Consider the following 15,393-nt stretch of genomic DNA (forward strand, 5'->3'; position numbering starts at 1 on the left):
GGGATCGCCGTGGCGGCAGCGGCGGCCGCCACGGCGGCGTCCCGCTGCCGCGGCCGGGTGCGTTCCTGCGGCCGGGCGGCGAGAGGCTGCCGGCCTTCGTGGGAGGTGGGATGCTCCGTCACGCGTGGGATTCCGTCCGTCCGGGCCGGTTGTATGAGGCAATCACCTTGTGGGGCGCTACTGTGCCCCGGCAGGAGCGGCGATAACAACGGCTGACATCGCCTTCCCCGCCGTACGGGGCCGAAACGCGATGTCCGATCAGGATGCCGGTGACAACGTTTCCATGGGAGCGGCAGCGGTCAGCGGACACGTCTCCACCCCCTCGTCGTGGCTCATGTGATGCGGGCAACTCGTGCGACTTTTGACGCCGATGCGGCCCCTGAGGACGCGGTCCGCGCGACGAGCCGGTGACTCGCGGTCAGGTCCTGCACCCCGCCTGCCGGTTGGGGCCGGGCCGCGCTCCTCGGGGCGATCCTACGTTTGCCCCCCTGGGGTGCATCAAGGGTCTCACGACGGCATGGCGGAAGCCGTACGGTCCGAGCCGTCCGGCCGGCGGTCCCAGTCGTCCGGGAGTTCGGGCACCCGCCACGCCGGATCGGGCCGCCAGTCCTCCCAGCCGTCCCGGAACGGCGACCCCCAGGAGCGGATCAGCCCGACCGCCGCCCGCCCCGCCTCGCGCACCCGGCCCGCCGTGTCCGGTGTGATCAGGCCCACCCGCTGGGCCTGCTCGAACTCGTCCTCGTCGCGCCAGAGCCAGCTGCGGTCCGGGTAGACGGAGATGTCCAGGAAGTGGTCCTCGGAGTCGACGCCCCCGGCCCACCTGGTGCGCGGCTCCTCCAGGTTCACGTACCAGCTGCGGAACTGCCAGCCGCGTTCCCAGAACAGCCAGACGGACCAGGGGTCGCCGGGCCGGGCCAGCTTCAGCACGCCGTTGCCCAGCCAAAGCGAACGGGCCGTCGTGCGCGGGGCGGTGTACCGGGTGGCGAGCGGTTCGGCGTGTACCTCGGTGCCGTCCGCCAGGACCGGCTTGACGCACTCCGTGCCGGGCGCCACCCACACCGCGAGCAGGTCCTCGGTGTCCTGGACGACCGTGACCGGGCGGCAGATGTGGAACGCCTGAGCGGCGGAATCCGGCCGTCTGGGGCCGTTGCCCCGGTAGCGCCACAGGATCTGGTCACCCGGCGCCCAGCGCTCGGTCTCTCCGGTACCCGTCATGGACAGATCTTACGGAGCGTGCCGCCCGGGCGCGGCGGCGCCCGTCAGGGGCGGGTCATGCGCAGCACGTCCAGGGCCTCGTCGAGCTGCTGCTCGGTCAGGTCTCCGCGCTCCACATAGCCCGATTCGAGGACGACTTCACGGATCGTCCGGCGTTCCGCGAGCGACTTCTTGGCGACCTTGGCCGCCTCCTCGTACCCGATGTACTTGTTCAGCGGGGTGACGACGGACGGCGAGGACTCGGCGTACTCCCGGGCCCGCTCGGCGTGCGCGGTGATGCCGTCCACCGTGCGGTCCGCGAGCAGCCGGGAGGCGTTGGCGAGCAGCCGTACGGACTCCAGCAGGTTCTTCGCGATGACCGGGAGCATGACGTTCAGCTCGAAGTTCCCGGCGGCGCCCGCGGCGGCGACCGTGGCGTCGTTCCCCGTCACCTGCGCGGCGACCATCAGGACCGCCTCGGGGATGACCGGGTTGACCTTGCCCGGCATGATCGAGGAGCCGGGCTGCAGGTCGGGCAGGGAGATCTCGGCGAGGCCGGTGCGCGGTCCTGACGCCATCCAGCGCAGGTCGTTGCAGATCTTGGTGAGCGAGACGCCGATGGTGCGCAGCTGGCCGGAGGTCTCCACCAGGCCGTCCCGGGCGCCCTGCGCCTCGAAGTGGTCGCGGGCCTCGGTGAGCGGCAGCCCGGTGACCCGGGCGACCTCCGCGATGACGGCGGCGGAGAAGCCGGGCGGGGTGTTGATGCCGGTGCCCACGGCCGTGCCGCCGAGGGGGAGTTCGGCGAGCCGGGGGAGCGAGGCGCGCAGCCGCTCGACGCCGTGGCGGATCTGGGCGGCGTACCCGCCGAACTCCTGGCCGAGGGTGACGGGCGTGGCGTCCATCAGGTGGGTCCGCCCGGACTTCACCACCGTCGCGAACTCCTCCGCCTTGCGCTCCAGTGCGGCGGCCAGGTGGTCCAGGGCGGGGATCAGGTCGGCGGTGACCGCGGCGGTCGCGGCGATGTGGATCGAGGAGGGGAACACGTCGTTGGAGGACTGCGAGGCGTTGACGTGGTCGTTGGGGTGGACCGCGCGGCCCAGGCGCTCGGTGGCGAGGGTGGCCAGGACCTCGTTGGTGTTCATGTTCGACGAGGTGCCCGAGCCGGTCTGGAAGACGTCGACCGGGAACTCCGCGTCCCAGCGCCCCTCGGCGACCTCGCCGGCCGCCTCCTGGACGGCCTCCGCGATGTCCGGGTCGAGGACCTTCAGCTCGGCGTTGACCTTGGCGGCGGCGGCCTTGATCCGGGCCAGGGCCTCGATGTGGGCCCGCTCCAGGCGCTGGCCGGAGACCGGGAAGTTCTCCACGGCCCGCTGCGTCTGGGCCCGCCACTTCGCCGCTGCGGGGACCCTGACCTCGCCCATCGAGTCGTGCTCGACGCGGTAGCCCCCGGCCGTTCCCTGATCCGTCATCGTCCAACCTCCTTGAAGCCGCTCGGCCCGTGGCGGTGGCCGGGGCGGGCGCTCGTCCTGACCCGCCTTCCCCGGGCCCTCACCGGCCCGTACTCGCCGAGGGTAGTCGGCGCGGGGGAGGGAGCGGGGCTCGCCGAGCGCGGAACCCGCCGGGCCGCCGCAGCAGGACGGCGGCCCGGCGGGATGATCGGGTCCACGGGGTCCACGGGGTCCACGGCCGCCCGGCCCGGTGGCCCCGGGACCGCGCCCACCGTTCCCGGGGACCGGGCATGAGCGGACCCGTGCCCCTTATCCGGACGTCACGAACGCCGTCATGATCGCCGCCAGATGACCCGGGTCCCGTGCCCCGCACAGCTCGCGGGCCGAGTGCATCGAGAGCCCCGGCACCCCCACGTCGACCGTCGGCACGCCCAGCCGGGCCGCCGTGAGGGGGCCGATCGACGTACCGCACGGCATCGCGTTGTTGGAGACGAACGGCTGCCACGGCGCGCCCGCCCGCTCACAGGCCGAGGCGAACAGGGCGATCCCGGTCGAGTCGGTGGCGTACCGCTGGTTGACGTTGACCTTGACCGTCGGGCCGCCGTTGGGCAGCGGATGGTGGCCCGGGTCGTGGCGCTCCGCGTAGTTGGGGTGCACCGCGTGCGCCATGTCGGCGGATACGCAGTACGTGCCGGCCAGCGCCCGCGACCAGTCCTCCCCGCTGCCGCCCCGGGCCGACACGGAACGGCTCAGCACCCGCTCCAGCATGGGGCTCTGCGCCCCCGTGTCCGAGCCGCTGCCGACCTCCTCGTGGTCGAAGGCCGCGAGCACCGGGACGTACGTCGGCGGTTCGGCGCCCGTCGCGGCGGCGGTCAGCGCGGTCACCCCGGCGTGCACCGACACCAGGTTGTCCAGCCGCGACGACACCAGGAACTCCCGCTCCGCGCCCAGATAGCCGGGCGGCTGCACGTCGTGCAGCATCAGGTCCCAGCCCAGCACGTCACCCGGATCCGCCTCGGCCGCCGACGCGACCCGGCGCAGCAGCGCGCCCTCGTCGGCCGCGCCGAGCGACCAGACGGGCGCGATGTGGCGCTGCCGGTCCAGGGCGAGCCCGTCGTTGACGGTGCGGTCCAGGTGGATCGCCAGCTGCGGGACCCTCAGCAGCGGCTCGTCGATCTGGACGAGCCGGGACTCGGTCCCGCCGCCCGGGGCGCGCAGCGCCAGCCGGCCGGAGATGCCCAGGTCGCGGTCGAGCCAGGTGTTGAGCGGCACCCCGCCGTAGATCTCCACCGCGACCTGCCGCCAGCCGGCCGAACTCGTGTCGGGCGTCGGCTTGATCCGCAGGTTCGGCGAGTCGGTGTGGGTGCCGACGATCCGGAACGGGGTGTGGGCGGGCAGCGACTCGGGAACGTACCAGGCGATCAGCGCGCCCCCGTTGACGACGAAGGAGCCGCCCGTGGTGCCCGTCCAGTCGTCGGTTCCGCGCAGTTCGCGGAAGCCCGCCTTCTCCAGCCGCTGGGCCGCGCTCGCCACGGCGTGGTAGGGGGAGGGGCTGGCGGCGATGAAGGTGAGCAGGTCGTCGGCATGGCTGCGGTGGGGGACCGGCGTCATGCGGTGTCCGCCTTTCCGGAGTGGGACGGTGAGGGTGGCGCGGCCGGGGTCGGAGGGCCGTGCGGGTTCGGACAGCCGCACAGGGGTGGCGGCCGTCGGCGAGGGCGGCAGGAGTTCTCCGGCAACGCCGGACAACCCACCGCATTCGCCTGCTGCCCCGCAAGCCCGGCGGACGGCCCGGTGCGCGAAAGCGGCGGTGCGCCGCGGGGCGCCGTGGAGGCCGGATGGGCGCCCCGGGCCCTGCCCCGGTCCGTGCCGGGTCCTCGCGGGTCCGGCCGGCGCCCTCACGCGGGCGTCGTGGCGGTGGCGCGAGATTGGCTGATTTCCGATGTACGTGTAGAGGCCCTGAAACGCGCGCGGTCCTCGGCCGCCGGAACGACGGGAGGGGCGCCCACCGCACGGCGTACCGGCGGTTGGCGCCCCTCCTCACTCCTGTTGCCGCGCAGGCACGGCGCTCAGCCCAGGCCCGGGCCCCGCACGGGGATGCTGGTGAACGTGGGCGCCGGGGCGGGCTCGGTGAAGAAGTCGTTGCCCTTGTCGTCCACGACGACGAACGCGGGGAAGTCCTCCACCTCGATCCGCCAGACCGCCTCCATGCCGAGCTCCTCGTACTCGACGACCTCGACCTTCTTGATGCAGTCCTGCGCGAGCCGGGCCGCCGGGCCGCCGATCGAGCCGAGGTAGAAGCCGCCGTGCTCGCCGCACGCGTCGGTGACCTGCCGGGAGCGGTTGCCCTTCGCCAGCATCACCTTGGAGCCGCCCGCCGCCTGGAACTGCGCCACGTAGCTGTCCATGCGGCCGGCCGTGGTCGGGCCGAAGGAGCCGGAGGCGTACCCCTCGGGGGTCTTCGCCGGACCCGCGTAGTACACCGGGTGGTCCTTCAGGTACTGCGGCATCTCCTCGCCCGCGTCCAGGCGCTCCTTGATCTTGGCGTGCGCGATGTCGCGCGCCACGACCAGCGGGCCGGTCAGCGAGAGCCGGGTCTTGACCGGGTACTTGGTCAGCTCCGCGAGGATCTCGTCCATCGGCCGGTTCAGGTCGATCCGGACGACGTCGCCCTCGGTGTCGAGGTGCTCGTCGGTGGTGTCCGGCAGGAAGCGGGCCGGGTCCTTCTCCAGCTGCTCCAGGAAGACGCCCTCGGCGGTGATCTTCGCGGTGGCCTGGCGGTCCGCCGAGCAGGACACGGCGATGGCGACGGGGAGCGAGGCGCCGTGTCGGGGCAGGCGCACCACGCGGACGTCGTGGCAGAAGTACTTGCCGCCGAACTGCGCCCCGATGCCGATCTTCTGCGTCAGCTCGAAGACCTTCTCCTCCAGCTCCTTGTCGCGGAAGCCGTGCCCGGTGGGGGAGCCCTCGGCGGGCAGCTCGTCCAGGTAGTGCGCGGAGGCGTACTTCGCGGTCTTCAGCGCGAACTCGGCGGACGTACCGCCGACGACGATCGCCAGGTGGTACGGCGGGCAGGCCGCGGTGCCCAGCGAACGGATCTTCTCCTCCAGGAACTTCATCATGGACGCCTCGTTGAGGACGGCCTTGGTCTCCTGGAAGAGGAACGACTTGTTGGCCGAGCCGCCGCCCTTGGCCATGAAGAGGAACTTGTACGCGCCGCCGTCGGTGGCGTACAGCTCGATCTGCGCGGGGAGGTTCGAGCCGGTGTTCTTCTCCTCCCACATGTTCAGCGGGGCCATCTGCGAGTAGCGCAGGTTGAGCTTGGTGTACGCGTCGAAGATGCCGCGCGACAGCGCTTCCTCGTCACCGCCCTCGGTCAGCACGTTCTGCCCGCGCTTGCCCATGACGATCGCGGTGCCGGTGTCCTGGCACATCGGCAGGACGCCCGCGGCGGCGATGTTCGCGTTCTTCAGCAGGTCGAGCGCGACGAACTTGTCGTTGGACGAGGCTTCCGGGTCGTCCACGATCCGCCGCAGCTGCGCCAGGTGCGCGGGGCGCAGGTAGTGCGAGATGTCGTGCATGGCCTCGGCGGCCAGGGTGCGCAGCGCCTCCGGCTCGACCTTGAGGAACGTACGCCCGTCGGCCTCGAAGGTGGACACACCCTCGGCGGTGACCAGACGGTACGGCGTGGTGTCCTCTCCCAGGGGGAGCAGATCGGAGTACGCAAACTCTGGCATGACGGCCATTCCTCACTCGGCAGACAGTGGCTGGCCACCCTTGGACAGCGCACCCACCAGGGTAGGACGCGCGGGGGACGGCGAGCTCGTGAGGTAGGGCTCACCGCCTCTGTCGCGATCTATCGCGTTTCGGTACGCTGGGGAGGTGGACCTCGAGAAGCAGCCCCAGCAGCCCACCGCACCGGCGGACACCGACGCCATCCGTGCCTCCGACGCGGACCGCGACCGGATCGCGGACATCCTGCGGGAGGCGCTGGCCGAGGGCCGGCTGACCGCCGACGAGCACGCCGAGCGGGTCGACTCCGTCTACCGCGCCAAGACCGTCGGCGAGCTCGAACCGCTCGTACGGGACCTGCCCGCGCCGGGTGGCGCGCCCGGTGCCGCCGCCGGCACGCCGTACGCGTACGGCCCCGAGCCGGCGGCCGGTCCCGCCGACAACCTGGTGGCGATCTTCAGCAGCTCGACCCGCAGGGGCCGCTGGCGGGTGGGTGCCCGCACGAACGCCTTCTCGCTGTTCGGCAGTGTGGAAATCGACCTGACGGAGGCGCTTTTCGGACAGCGTCTCACCGTCATCAACGCGACGTCCGTCTTCGGCAGCGTGGAGATCAGGGTCCCCGAGAACATCTCGCTGCGCGGCAGCGGCTCGGGCGTTTTCGGCAGTTTCGAAGTCCGCACGCTGGAATCCGCCGACCCCGAGGCGCCCGTGGTCGTCGTCAACGGATATTCGGTGTTCGGCAGCGTCGAGGCGAAGCCGAAGCGCGGCAAGTTCGTCGCGGATCTCCAGGACCGGCTGCGCAAGCACCTCGGCCACTGACGCACTCCGGGCCGGGCGCGCGGAGTCGGTTTCATCCGGCCGAAAAGGGACTCGACCGCAATTGCGCGGAACGGACCTGAGTGCCACTCAGTGCATAGGCGCACGCACAGCGGGTAGGGACTGCTGCATCGCCTTTCGCTCGCGAAGCCGTCGTCAGGAGTGGACCGTGCTGCAACTGCCGCATCAGCCCCTGCAGGTCGCCGCCGTCCCCCCGCAGCGGGCCCCCGCTCGGGAGGACCAGGCCGGCCCCTGGCACTCGGAGGCGGTGTGCCGCCGGGACGAGGCCGGGCTGTTCTTCGCTCCGTCGAAGGAGCCGACTGCCGCCCGCCTCTCGCGCGAGGAGTCCGCGAAGCGGGTCTGCGCGCGCTGTCCGGTGATGGTGGAGTGCCGCGAGCACGCCCTGATGCAGCCCGAGCCCTACGGGGTGTGGGGCGGTCTCACGGCCGCCGAGCGCCGCGTGGCGCTGGCCCGGCGCAGGCGGCGCGACGTGGAGCTGAAGGCCGCGGGCGCGTCCGGCCGGGTGGCCGCGGCGGGCTGACCGGGCCGCCGGTCCCGTATCCGTACGTACGAAGAGGCGCCCCCACCGCACATGGGGGGCGCCTCTTCGCCCGGGCGCGCGGTGCTACTTCGCGCGGTCGAAGTCGATGGCGCTGTACGCCCGCAGCTTCGACAGCCGGTGGGTGGAGTTGATCGTCCGGATGGTGCCGGACTTGGACCGCATGACAATGGACTCCGTGGTCGCCGTCTCCGAGCGGTAGCGCACCCCGCGCATCAGCTCGCCGTCGGTGATCCCGGTCGCCACGAAGAACACGTTGTCCCCGCTGACCAGGTCGTCCGTGGACAGCACGCGGTCCAGGTCGTGGCCGGCGTCCAGGGCACGCCGCCGCTCGGCCTCGTCCTTCGGCCAGAGCTTGCCCTGGATGACACCGCCGAGGCACTTTATGGCGCAGGCCGAGATGATGCCCTCGGGCGTGCCGCCGATGCCCATGAGCAGGTCCACACCGGTGCCCTCGCGGGCGGCCATGATCGAGCCGGCCACGTCGCCGTCGGAGATGAACTTGATGCGGGCGCCGGTCTCCCGGATCTCCTTGACGATGCCGTCGTGGCGCGGGCGGTCCAGGACGACGACGGTGACGTCCTCGGGCGTGGAGTTCTTCGCCCGGGCGACGCGGCGGATGTTCGCCGAGACGGGGGCGTTGATGTCCACGAAGTCGGCCGCCTCCGGGCCGGTGACCAGCTTGTCCATGTAGAAGACGGCGGACGGGTCGAACATCGCGCCCCGGTCCGCGGCGGCCAGGACGGCGATCGCGTTCGGCATGCCCTTGGCGTTGAGGGTCGTGCCGTCGATCGGGTCGACGGCGATGTCCACCTCGGGGCCGGTGCCGTCCCCGACGTGCTCGCCGTTGAACAGCATGGGCGCCTCGTCCTTCTCGCCCTCACCGATGACGACGACGCCGTTCATGGACACGGTGGAGACCAGGGTCCGCATGGCGTTCACGGCGGCACCGTCGGCCCCGATCTTGTCCCCGCGGCCGACCCAGCGCCCGGCGGCCATGGCGGCGGCCTCGGTGACCCGGACCAGCTCAAGGGCGAGGTTGCGGTCGGGGGCCTCCGGGGAGACCTCCAGCTGGGACGGCAGATGATGCTCGGACATCGGAGCGCACCTTTCTGTACGGCGACGACCGGATGAGGGTGATCTGACTCTATCGCCAGGCCGATAAAATGAGCAGACCGGGTCACGTTTGAGCGGGGCGGCCCCCGGTTCGGACGTACGGAGGCTGATGCGACGATGGGGGCGTGGCAAGCAAGCAAGGCAAGCAGACCGTCCGGGACATGATCCTGTCGTTGTTGGCGATCGCCGCCGTGGCGGGTGTCGTCTACATCTTCATCCCGCACGACGACAAGGCCGACCCGGTCAAGGCGGTCGACTACCGCGTCGAGCTCCTGACCGCGCGGCGCGCCGCCCCGTACCCGGTGGCGGCACCCAGCGGCCTGCCCGAGGGCTGGAAGCCCACCTCGGTCACGTACGAGCGGGACAAGGGCAACAGCTGGCACCTGGGCTTCCTCGACCCCGACGGCAAGTACGTCGCGGTGGAGCAGTCCACGGCTCCGGCGAAGTCCTACATCGCCCAGGTGAGCCAGGAGGCGGAGGACACCGGGCGCACCCAGGAGGTCGCCGGGGAGACCTGGCAGCGCTGGGAGGGCCCGAAGTACGACGCGCTGGTGCGCGAGGAGAAGGGCGCCACGACGGTGGTGACCGGCTCGGCCCCGGCGGAGCGGCTGGCGGAGATGGCGGCGGCGCTGAAGACGTCCTGACGCCGTACGGATACGGGGAGGGCCCCGGAGCATTCGCTCCGGGGCCCTCCCCGTGTTCGCCGTTCGGGCGGCCGTGGCTCAGACGGTCTTGACGACCTCGTCGAACGCCAGGCGCGGCAGGCGCGGGAACCAGGCGTCCTCGCCCGGCTTGCCGATGTTGACGACCATCAGGACGTTGTGGTCGCCGTCCAGGAACTCCTTCTCGATGCCCGCGGCGTCGTAACCGGTCATCGGGCCGGCGGCCAGACCCGCGGCGCGGACACCGATGATGAAGTACGCGGCCTGCAGGGCGGCGTTCAGCGAGGCGGCGGACTCGCGGACCGGGCGCTCCGAGAAGAACATCTCCTTGGCCTGCGGGAAGTGCGGCAGCAGGCCCGGCAGCTCCTCGTGGAACTCGTTGTCCGCGGCCAGGATCGCGACCAGCGGCGCGGTCGAGGTCTTGGGCTGGTTGCCCTCGGCCATGTGCTGGACGAGGCGCGCGCGGGCCTCGTCGGAGCGCACGAGCACGACGCGCAGCGGCGACTGGTTGAAGGCGGTCGGGCCGTACTTGACCAGGTCGTAGATGGCCTGGACCTGCTCGTCCGTCACCGGCTCGTCGGTGAACGTGTTGGCGGTGCGGGCCTCGCGGAAGAGGAGGTCCTGGGCGGCGGGGTCAAGAACGAGGGACATCGTGCGTATTACCTTCCGGACGTACACGGGGGGATCGGGTCACGGACGCGGAGGATCCGGCCACGACGATCACCGTACGGGGAAAGTGCATTAACTTTCAACTAAACCGGCAGTGGGGAGACTCACGCCGGAGAACCGGAATAAGCCGTCACTCCTCGTCCTCCGCCGGGCCCGCGAGCGCGGCGTCGAGCCGGGCGCGGGCGCCCTCCAGCCAGTGCCGGCACACCTTCGCCAGCTCCTCGCCGCGCTCCCAGAGCGCGAGGGAGTCCTCCAGCGAGGTCCCGCCCGCCTCCAGCCGGCGCACGACCTCGATCAGCTCGTCGCGCGCCTGCTCGTAGCCCAGCGGGCCCGTCGCGGCGGAGGCCGCCGTTCCGTCGTCCGTCATGTGTCCCACCCTATGCGTCGGCATCTGTCCGGCCTGTACGTCGTTCCCGGGCCCCTACTCCGCGACCCGCACCGCGAACTCGCCCCCCGACACCCGGGCCCGCAGCGTCTCCCCGGCCGCGCCCGCGTCCGCCGGCTCCCGGACCACGTGCCCGTCGGCGCGCTGGAGCACCGCGTAACCGCGCTCCAGGGTCGCGGCCGGCGACAGCGCGAGGACCCGGGCCCTGGTGTGGGCCAGCTCCGAATCGGCCCGGTCCAGCAGATGGCCCAGCACCCGGCGGGCGCGCCCGGCCAGCGCGTCGACGTCCGCCTCGCGCTCGTCCACCATCCGTTGCGGGTGCTCCATGCAGGGCCGCCCCAGCGCGTGGGCCAGGCCCCGCTCCTCCCGGTCGAGCAGCCCCCGCACCGTCCGCAGCGACCGGTCCCGCAGCTGCCGCACCCGGTCCAGCTCCTCGCCCACGTCCGGCACGACCTTCTTCGCCGCGTCCGTGGGCGTCGACGCCCGTACGTCCGCGACGAGGTCGAGCAGGGGGGAGTCCGGTTCGTGCCCGATCGCCGAGACCACCGGCGTACGGCAGGCCGCGACCGTGCGGATCAGCTCCTCGTCCGAGAACGGCAGCAGGTCCTCGACGCTGCCGCCGCCGCGCGCCACGACGATCACGTCCACGCCCGGGACGCCGTCCAGCTCCTTGACCGCCCGCACCACCTGGTTCACCGCGTGCACCCCCTGCACGGCGGTGTTGCGGACCTCGAAGCGGACGGCGGGCCACCGGCGGCGGGCGTTCTCCAGGACGTCGCGCTCGGCGGCCGAGGCCCGCCCGCAGACCAGGCCGATCAACTGCGGCAGGAAGGGCAGCGGCTTCTTCCGGTCCAGGGCGAAAAGGCCCTCGGAGGCCAGGGACTTCTTCAGCTGTTCGAGGCGCACCAGCAGCTCGCCGATGCCGACCGGCCGTATCTCCGTCGCCCGCAGCGACAGCTGCCCCCGGGGCGCGTACCACTCCGGCTTGGCGAGCACGACGACCCGCGCGCCCTCCGAGACCACGTCGGCGATCCGGTCGAAGACCTGCCGGAAGCACGTCACGCTCACCGAGATGTCGTGCGACGGGTCCCGCAGCGTCAGGAACACCACCCCGGCACCGGGCCGCCGGGACAGCTGCGTGATCTGACCCTCGACCCAGACCGAACCGAGCCGGTCGATCCAGCCGCCGATGAGGCGCGACACGTCACCGACGGGCAGCGGGGCTTCCGGAGAAGTGTTCAGAGCCATGCGAGCGAGCGTAACGGCCGGGACCGACAAGGGGACCGTCACGGTTCACGGGGCCACGCCCCGCCGCCCCCGCTGCGCCAGCACCACCACCAGTCCCACGACCAGCCAGCAGGCACCCACCACCTGCGCGCTCCCCGTCGCCTCCACGATCACCGCGATCAGCACCGCCGCGCCCACCGCCGGCACCACCAGATGACGCCACCAGCTCGGCGCCCCCTCCATCCGCCGCACCACGAACCAGCCGACCACCGAAGCGTGCAGCAGCACGAACGCCGTCAGCGCGCCGATGTCCACGACCGAGACCAGATGGTCGAGCCCGTCGTCGCGCCGCGCCGCCCACACCGCCGCCACCAGCGTCACGACGGCCGCGATGAGGATCGCCACCCGCGGCACCCCCGAGCGCGGATCGACCCGCGACAGCAGCCCCGGCAGCCGCCGCTCACGGGCCATCGCGAACAGCAGCCGCCCCGCCGCCGCCTGCCCCGCCAGCGCCGCGAACGCCGCCCCGATCGCCTTGCTCACCGCCACCAGATCGTGCAGCCAGGTCCCCACGGCGGCGTCCACCGTGTCGTAGAACGCCGAACCCTGCGCCCCCGGATCGGCGGTCAGCTCCGCCGACGTCATCGGCTCCAGCAGGGCGGCCAGATACGCCTGCGCCACGAACAGCGTCCCCGCGAGCACCAGGCAGAACAGCACCGCCCGCGCCACCTGAGCCGAGCCGCCCGTCACCTCCTCCGCGAACGAGGCGATGGCGTCGAACCCGAGATACGAGAGCACCGCCACGGACACCGCGCCCAGCACCGCCGTCGTGGAGAACCCGGAATCCCCGGTGAGCGGCGACAGCCAGCCCCGCTGTGCCCCGTCCCGTACGAGCACCACCACGGCGGACACCACGAACACCAGCAGCACCACGATCTCCATCGCCAGCACCGCGAAGCCCACCCGGGCGGCTGCCCGCACGCCCCACAGGTTGAGCAGCGTCGTCAGGACCACCGCGAGCGCCGTCCACACCCACCGCGAGACACCGGGAACGAGCGAGTTCATCGCGATCCCCGAGAAGAGGTACGCCACGGCCGGGATCAGCAGGTAGTCCAGCATCGCCATCCACCCGGCGATGAACCCGGGCCCCTCGCCGAGCCCCTTGCGGGCGTACGCGAACACCGACCCGGCCATCGGGGCGACCCGCACCATCTGCGCGTAACTGAACGCGGTGAACGCCATCACGACGGTCGCGGCGACGTACACCAGCGCGACCGCCCCGTCCGACTTCGCGTCCAGCGTGCCGAACACGCCGACGGGGGCCATCGGGGCGATGAAGAGCAGCCCGTAGACCACCAGGTCCCGGAAGCCCAGGGTCCGCCGCAGGCGGGCCTGCTCCGTGGAGCCGTGGCTGCCGGATTCCGTACCGCTGTCGGCCATGAGCCCTCCGTTGGTCGCGTCAAGATCAGTCTCCCGACCTGCTGCCCCCCGCGCCCGTCCGATACGGCCTAACGGCCTCCCCCGCGGCAGGAGGCGGGCTCCCGGCGTCCTGCGACTCCGCTTGCGGCGTTGTCGTCAGTCATCGACTTCCCCGAGCTCTCGGCTGCGCTCGAACAGGGGAGACCCCACTGCGTCGATTCCCTCCTCCGCCTTGCAATCGAAGCCGCAGGACGCCGCTCGCTGTCCGCCCCCTGCCGCAGGGGAGGCCGTTACGATGGGACGCATGACTGCTACGACCCCCCGACGCGTCCTCCTCGCCGCTCCCCGTGGCTACTGCGCGGGCGTGGACCGTGCCGTGATCGCCGTGGAGAAGGCCCTGGAGCAGTACGGCTCCCCGGTCTACGTACGCCACGAGATCGTCCACAACAAGTACGTCGTACAGACCCTGGAGAAGAAGGGCGCGATCTTCGTCGAGGAGACGGCGGAGGTCCCCGAGGGCTCCATCGTGATGTTCTCCGCGCACGGCGTCGCCCCGACCGTGCACCAGGAGGCGGCCGAGCGGAAGCTCGCCACGATCGATGCGACCTGCCCGCTGGTCACCAAGGTCCACAAGGAGGCCGTGCGCTTCGCCCAGGAGGACTTCGACATTCTCCTGATCGGCCACGAGGGCCACGAGGAGGTCATCGGCACCTCCGGCGAGGCCCCCGACCACATCACTCTGGTCGACGGCCCCGAGGACGTCGCCAACGTCGAGGTGCGCGACCCGTCGAAGGTCGTCTGGCTCTCCCAGACCACCCTCTCCGTGGACGAGACGATGGAGACGGTCGGCGCGCTCAAGGAGAAGTTCCCGCTGCTGATCTCGCCGCCGAGCGACGACATCTGCTACGCCACGCAGAACCGCCAGACCGCGGTGAAGCAGATGGGCGCCGACGCGGACCTGGTGATCGTCGTCGGCTCGAAGAACTCCTCCAACTCGGTCCGCCTGGTCGAGGTCGCCCTCGGCGCGGGCGCGGGCGCCTCCCACCTCGTCGACGGTGCCGACGAGATCGACGAGGCGTGGCTGGACGGCGTCTCCACGGTCGGCGTCACCTCCGGTGCCTCCGTGCCCGAGGTGCTGGTGGACGGCGTGCTGGCGTGGCTGGCCGAGCGGGGTTTCGAGGACGTCGAGATCGTGAAGGCCGCCGAGGAGTCGATCGTCTTCTCGCTGCCGAAGGAGCTGCGACGCGACCTGCGCGCGGAGGCGGCGGCCCTGCGGGGCGAGTAGCCGGCGCCTTCGGGCGCCGTTCCGGGAGTGGGCGCGCGCCGGTGCCCGTACCGTGGATCACATGGAGATCTTCGGCGTGGACATCGGCGGATCCGGGATCAAGGGCGCTCCCGTGGACCTGGACCGCGGGGACCTGGCGCGGGAGCGCCACAAAGTACTGACACCGCACCCGGCGACGCCCCAGGACGTGGCCGGGTGTGTGGCCGAGGTCGTCGGCCACTTCGACTGGAAGGGCCCGGTGGGGATCACCTTCCCGGGCGTCGTCACGGGTGGCCTCACCCGCACCGCGGCCAACGTCGACAAGGGCTGGATCGACCAGGACGCCCGCGGGCTGCTCGGTGACAGGCTGGGCCTCCCGGTCACCGTGCTCAACGACGCGGACGCGGCGGGCATCGCCGAGATGACGTTCGGCGCGGGCCGGGGCCGCAAGGGCACGGTGATCATGCTGACCTTCGGTACGGGGATCGGCAGCGCGCTCTTCATCGACGGCGGGCTCGTCCCCAACACGGAGCTGGGCCACCTGGAGCTCAACGGCCACGACGCGGAGAAGCACGCCTCCACGAAGGCCAAGGAGGACGAGGACCTGGGCTGGCACCACTGGGCCCGCCGGGTCCAGAAGTACCTGGCCCACGTGGAGATGCTGTTCTCGCCCGAGCTGTTCATCATCGGCGGCGGGATCAGCCGCAAGGCCGACAAGTTCCTGCCGCTGATCGAACACGTACGGGCGGAGATGGTCCCGGCGGAGCTGCAGAACAACGCGGGGATCGTGGGCGCGGCGATGGCCGCCAAGGCCGCGGCCCGGGACTGACCGCTCAGCGCTGCGACGGCCTGTGCGGGGCACGGGCCGCCGCGGCGCGAGGGGCCGGCGAGGGCCCGGCGGCCGG

At 72.0% G+C, this 15,393-nt stretch carries 14 protein-coding genes; 5 read left to right on the forward strand and 9 right to left on the reverse strand.

Going from position 1 to position 15,393, the window contains the following annotated elements:
- Positions 1-507: 507 nt before the first annotated feature.
- The 4 genes from G3I41_RS11840 to G3I41_RS11855 form a co-directional block, all read right to left on the reverse strand.
- Positions 508-1,215, reverse strand: a complete 708-nt coding sequence (locus G3I41_RS11840; RefSeq protein WP_164400163.1) for a DUF402 domain-containing protein — start codon at positions 1,213-1,215, stop codon at positions 508-510.
- A 44-nt stretch (positions 1,216-1,259) separates the two neighbouring features.
- Complete coding sequence (locus G3I41_RS11845; RefSeq protein ID WP_164400164.1) at positions 1,260-2,663, reverse strand: class II fumarate hydratase; 1,404 nt, start codon at positions 2,661-2,663, stop codon at positions 1,260-1,262.
- A gap of 288 nt (positions 2,664-2,951) precedes the next feature.
- Positions 2,952-4,253, reverse strand: a complete 1,302-nt coding sequence (locus tag G3I41_RS11850; protein WP_164400165.1) for a M18 family aminopeptidase — start codon at positions 4,251-4,253, stop codon at positions 2,952-2,954.
- A 455-nt stretch (positions 4,254-4,708) separates the two neighbouring features.
- Positions 4,709-6,385, reverse strand: a complete 1,677-nt coding sequence (locus G3I41_RS11855) for a fumarate hydratase (RefSeq protein WP_164400166.1) — start codon at positions 6,383-6,385, stop codon at positions 4,709-4,711.
- Positions 6,386-6,521: 136 nt separating this feature from the next.
- On the opposite strand from G3I41_RS11855, the gene G3I41_RS11860 reads away from it, so the two are divergent.
- Positions 6,522-7,190 carry a DUF1707 and DUF2154 domain-containing protein gene (locus tag G3I41_RS11860; protein WP_164400167.1) on the forward strand — a complete coding sequence of 223 codons (669 nt, stop codon included), beginning with the start codon at positions 6,522-6,524 and terminating at the stop codon, positions 7,188-7,190.
- A gap of 166 nt (positions 7,191-7,356) precedes the next feature.
- Positions 7,357-7,728, forward strand: coding sequence for a WhiB family transcriptional regulator (locus G3I41_RS11865; protein ID WP_164400168.1), 372 nt, complete (start codon positions 7,357-7,359; stop codon positions 7,726-7,728).
- A gap of 84 nt (positions 7,729-7,812) precedes the next feature.
- Here the strand turns inward: G3I41_RS11865 and glpX are convergent, their stop codons facing one another.
- Positions 7,813-8,844 (reverse strand): class II fructose-bisphosphatase, encoded by a 1,032-nt coding sequence (gene glpX / locus G3I41_RS11870; protein ID WP_073862819.1) that lies wholly within the window; start codon positions 8,842-8,844, stop codon positions 7,813-7,815.
- 143 nt (positions 8,845-8,987) lie between these two features.
- Here glpX and G3I41_RS11875 point away from each other — a divergent pair, with 143 nt between their 5' ends.
- Positions 8,988-9,506, forward strand: coding sequence for a DUF4245 domain-containing protein (locus G3I41_RS11875; protein ID WP_164400169.1), 519 nt, complete (start codon positions 8,988-8,990; stop codon positions 9,504-9,506).
- A gap of 78 nt (positions 9,507-9,584) precedes the next feature.
- Here G3I41_RS11875 and G3I41_RS11880 read toward each other — a convergent pair whose 3' ends face one another.
- From G3I41_RS11880 to G3I41_RS11895, 4 genes are all read right to left on the reverse strand, one after another.
- A complete protein-coding gene (locus tag G3I41_RS11880; RefSeq protein WP_164400170.1) occupies positions 9,585-10,175 on the reverse strand; it encodes a malonic semialdehyde reductase in 591 nt (196 codons plus the stop codon).
- A gap of 148 nt (positions 10,176-10,323) precedes the next feature.
- Positions 10,324-10,560, reverse strand: a complete 237-nt coding sequence (locus G3I41_RS11885; RefSeq protein ID WP_164400171.1) for an exodeoxyribonuclease VII small subunit — start codon at positions 10,558-10,560, stop codon at positions 10,324-10,326.
- Between the two features lie 54 nt (positions 10,561-10,614).
- On the reverse strand, positions 10,615-11,826 hold the full coding sequence (gene xseA / locus G3I41_RS11890; protein WP_164400172.1) for an exodeoxyribonuclease VII large subunit: 1,212 nt from the start codon (positions 11,824-11,826) through the stop codon (positions 10,615-10,617).
- 45 nt (positions 11,827-11,871) lie between these two features.
- The gene (locus G3I41_RS11895; protein ID WP_164400173.1) at positions 11,872-13,245 is read right to left on the reverse strand and encodes an APC family permease; all 1,374 of its coding nucleotides are present in this window, start codon (positions 13,243-13,245) and stop codon (positions 11,872-11,874) included.
- 283 nt (positions 13,246-13,528) lie between these two features.
- Here G3I41_RS11895 and G3I41_RS11900 point away from each other — a divergent pair, with 283 nt between their 5' ends.
- Both G3I41_RS11900 and G3I41_RS11905 read left to right on the forward strand, forming a co-directional pair.
- Positions 13,529-14,509, forward strand: a complete 981-nt coding sequence (locus tag G3I41_RS11900) for a 4-hydroxy-3-methylbut-2-enyl diphosphate reductase (RefSeq protein ID WP_164400174.1) — start codon at positions 13,529-13,531, stop codon at positions 14,507-14,509.
- A gap of 61 nt (positions 14,510-14,570) precedes the next feature.
- Positions 14,571-15,317 carry an ROK family protein gene (locus G3I41_RS11905; protein ID WP_164400175.1) on the forward strand — a complete coding sequence of 249 codons (747 nt, stop codon included), beginning with the start codon at positions 14,571-14,573 and terminating at the stop codon, positions 15,315-15,317.
- The last annotated feature ends 76 nt before the right edge of the window (positions 15,318-15,393 follow it).

Source organism: Streptomyces sp. SID9727 (assembly GCF_010550605.1).
Classification (GTDB): domain Bacteria; phylum Actinomycetota; class Actinomycetes; order Streptomycetales; family Streptomycetaceae; genus Streptomyces.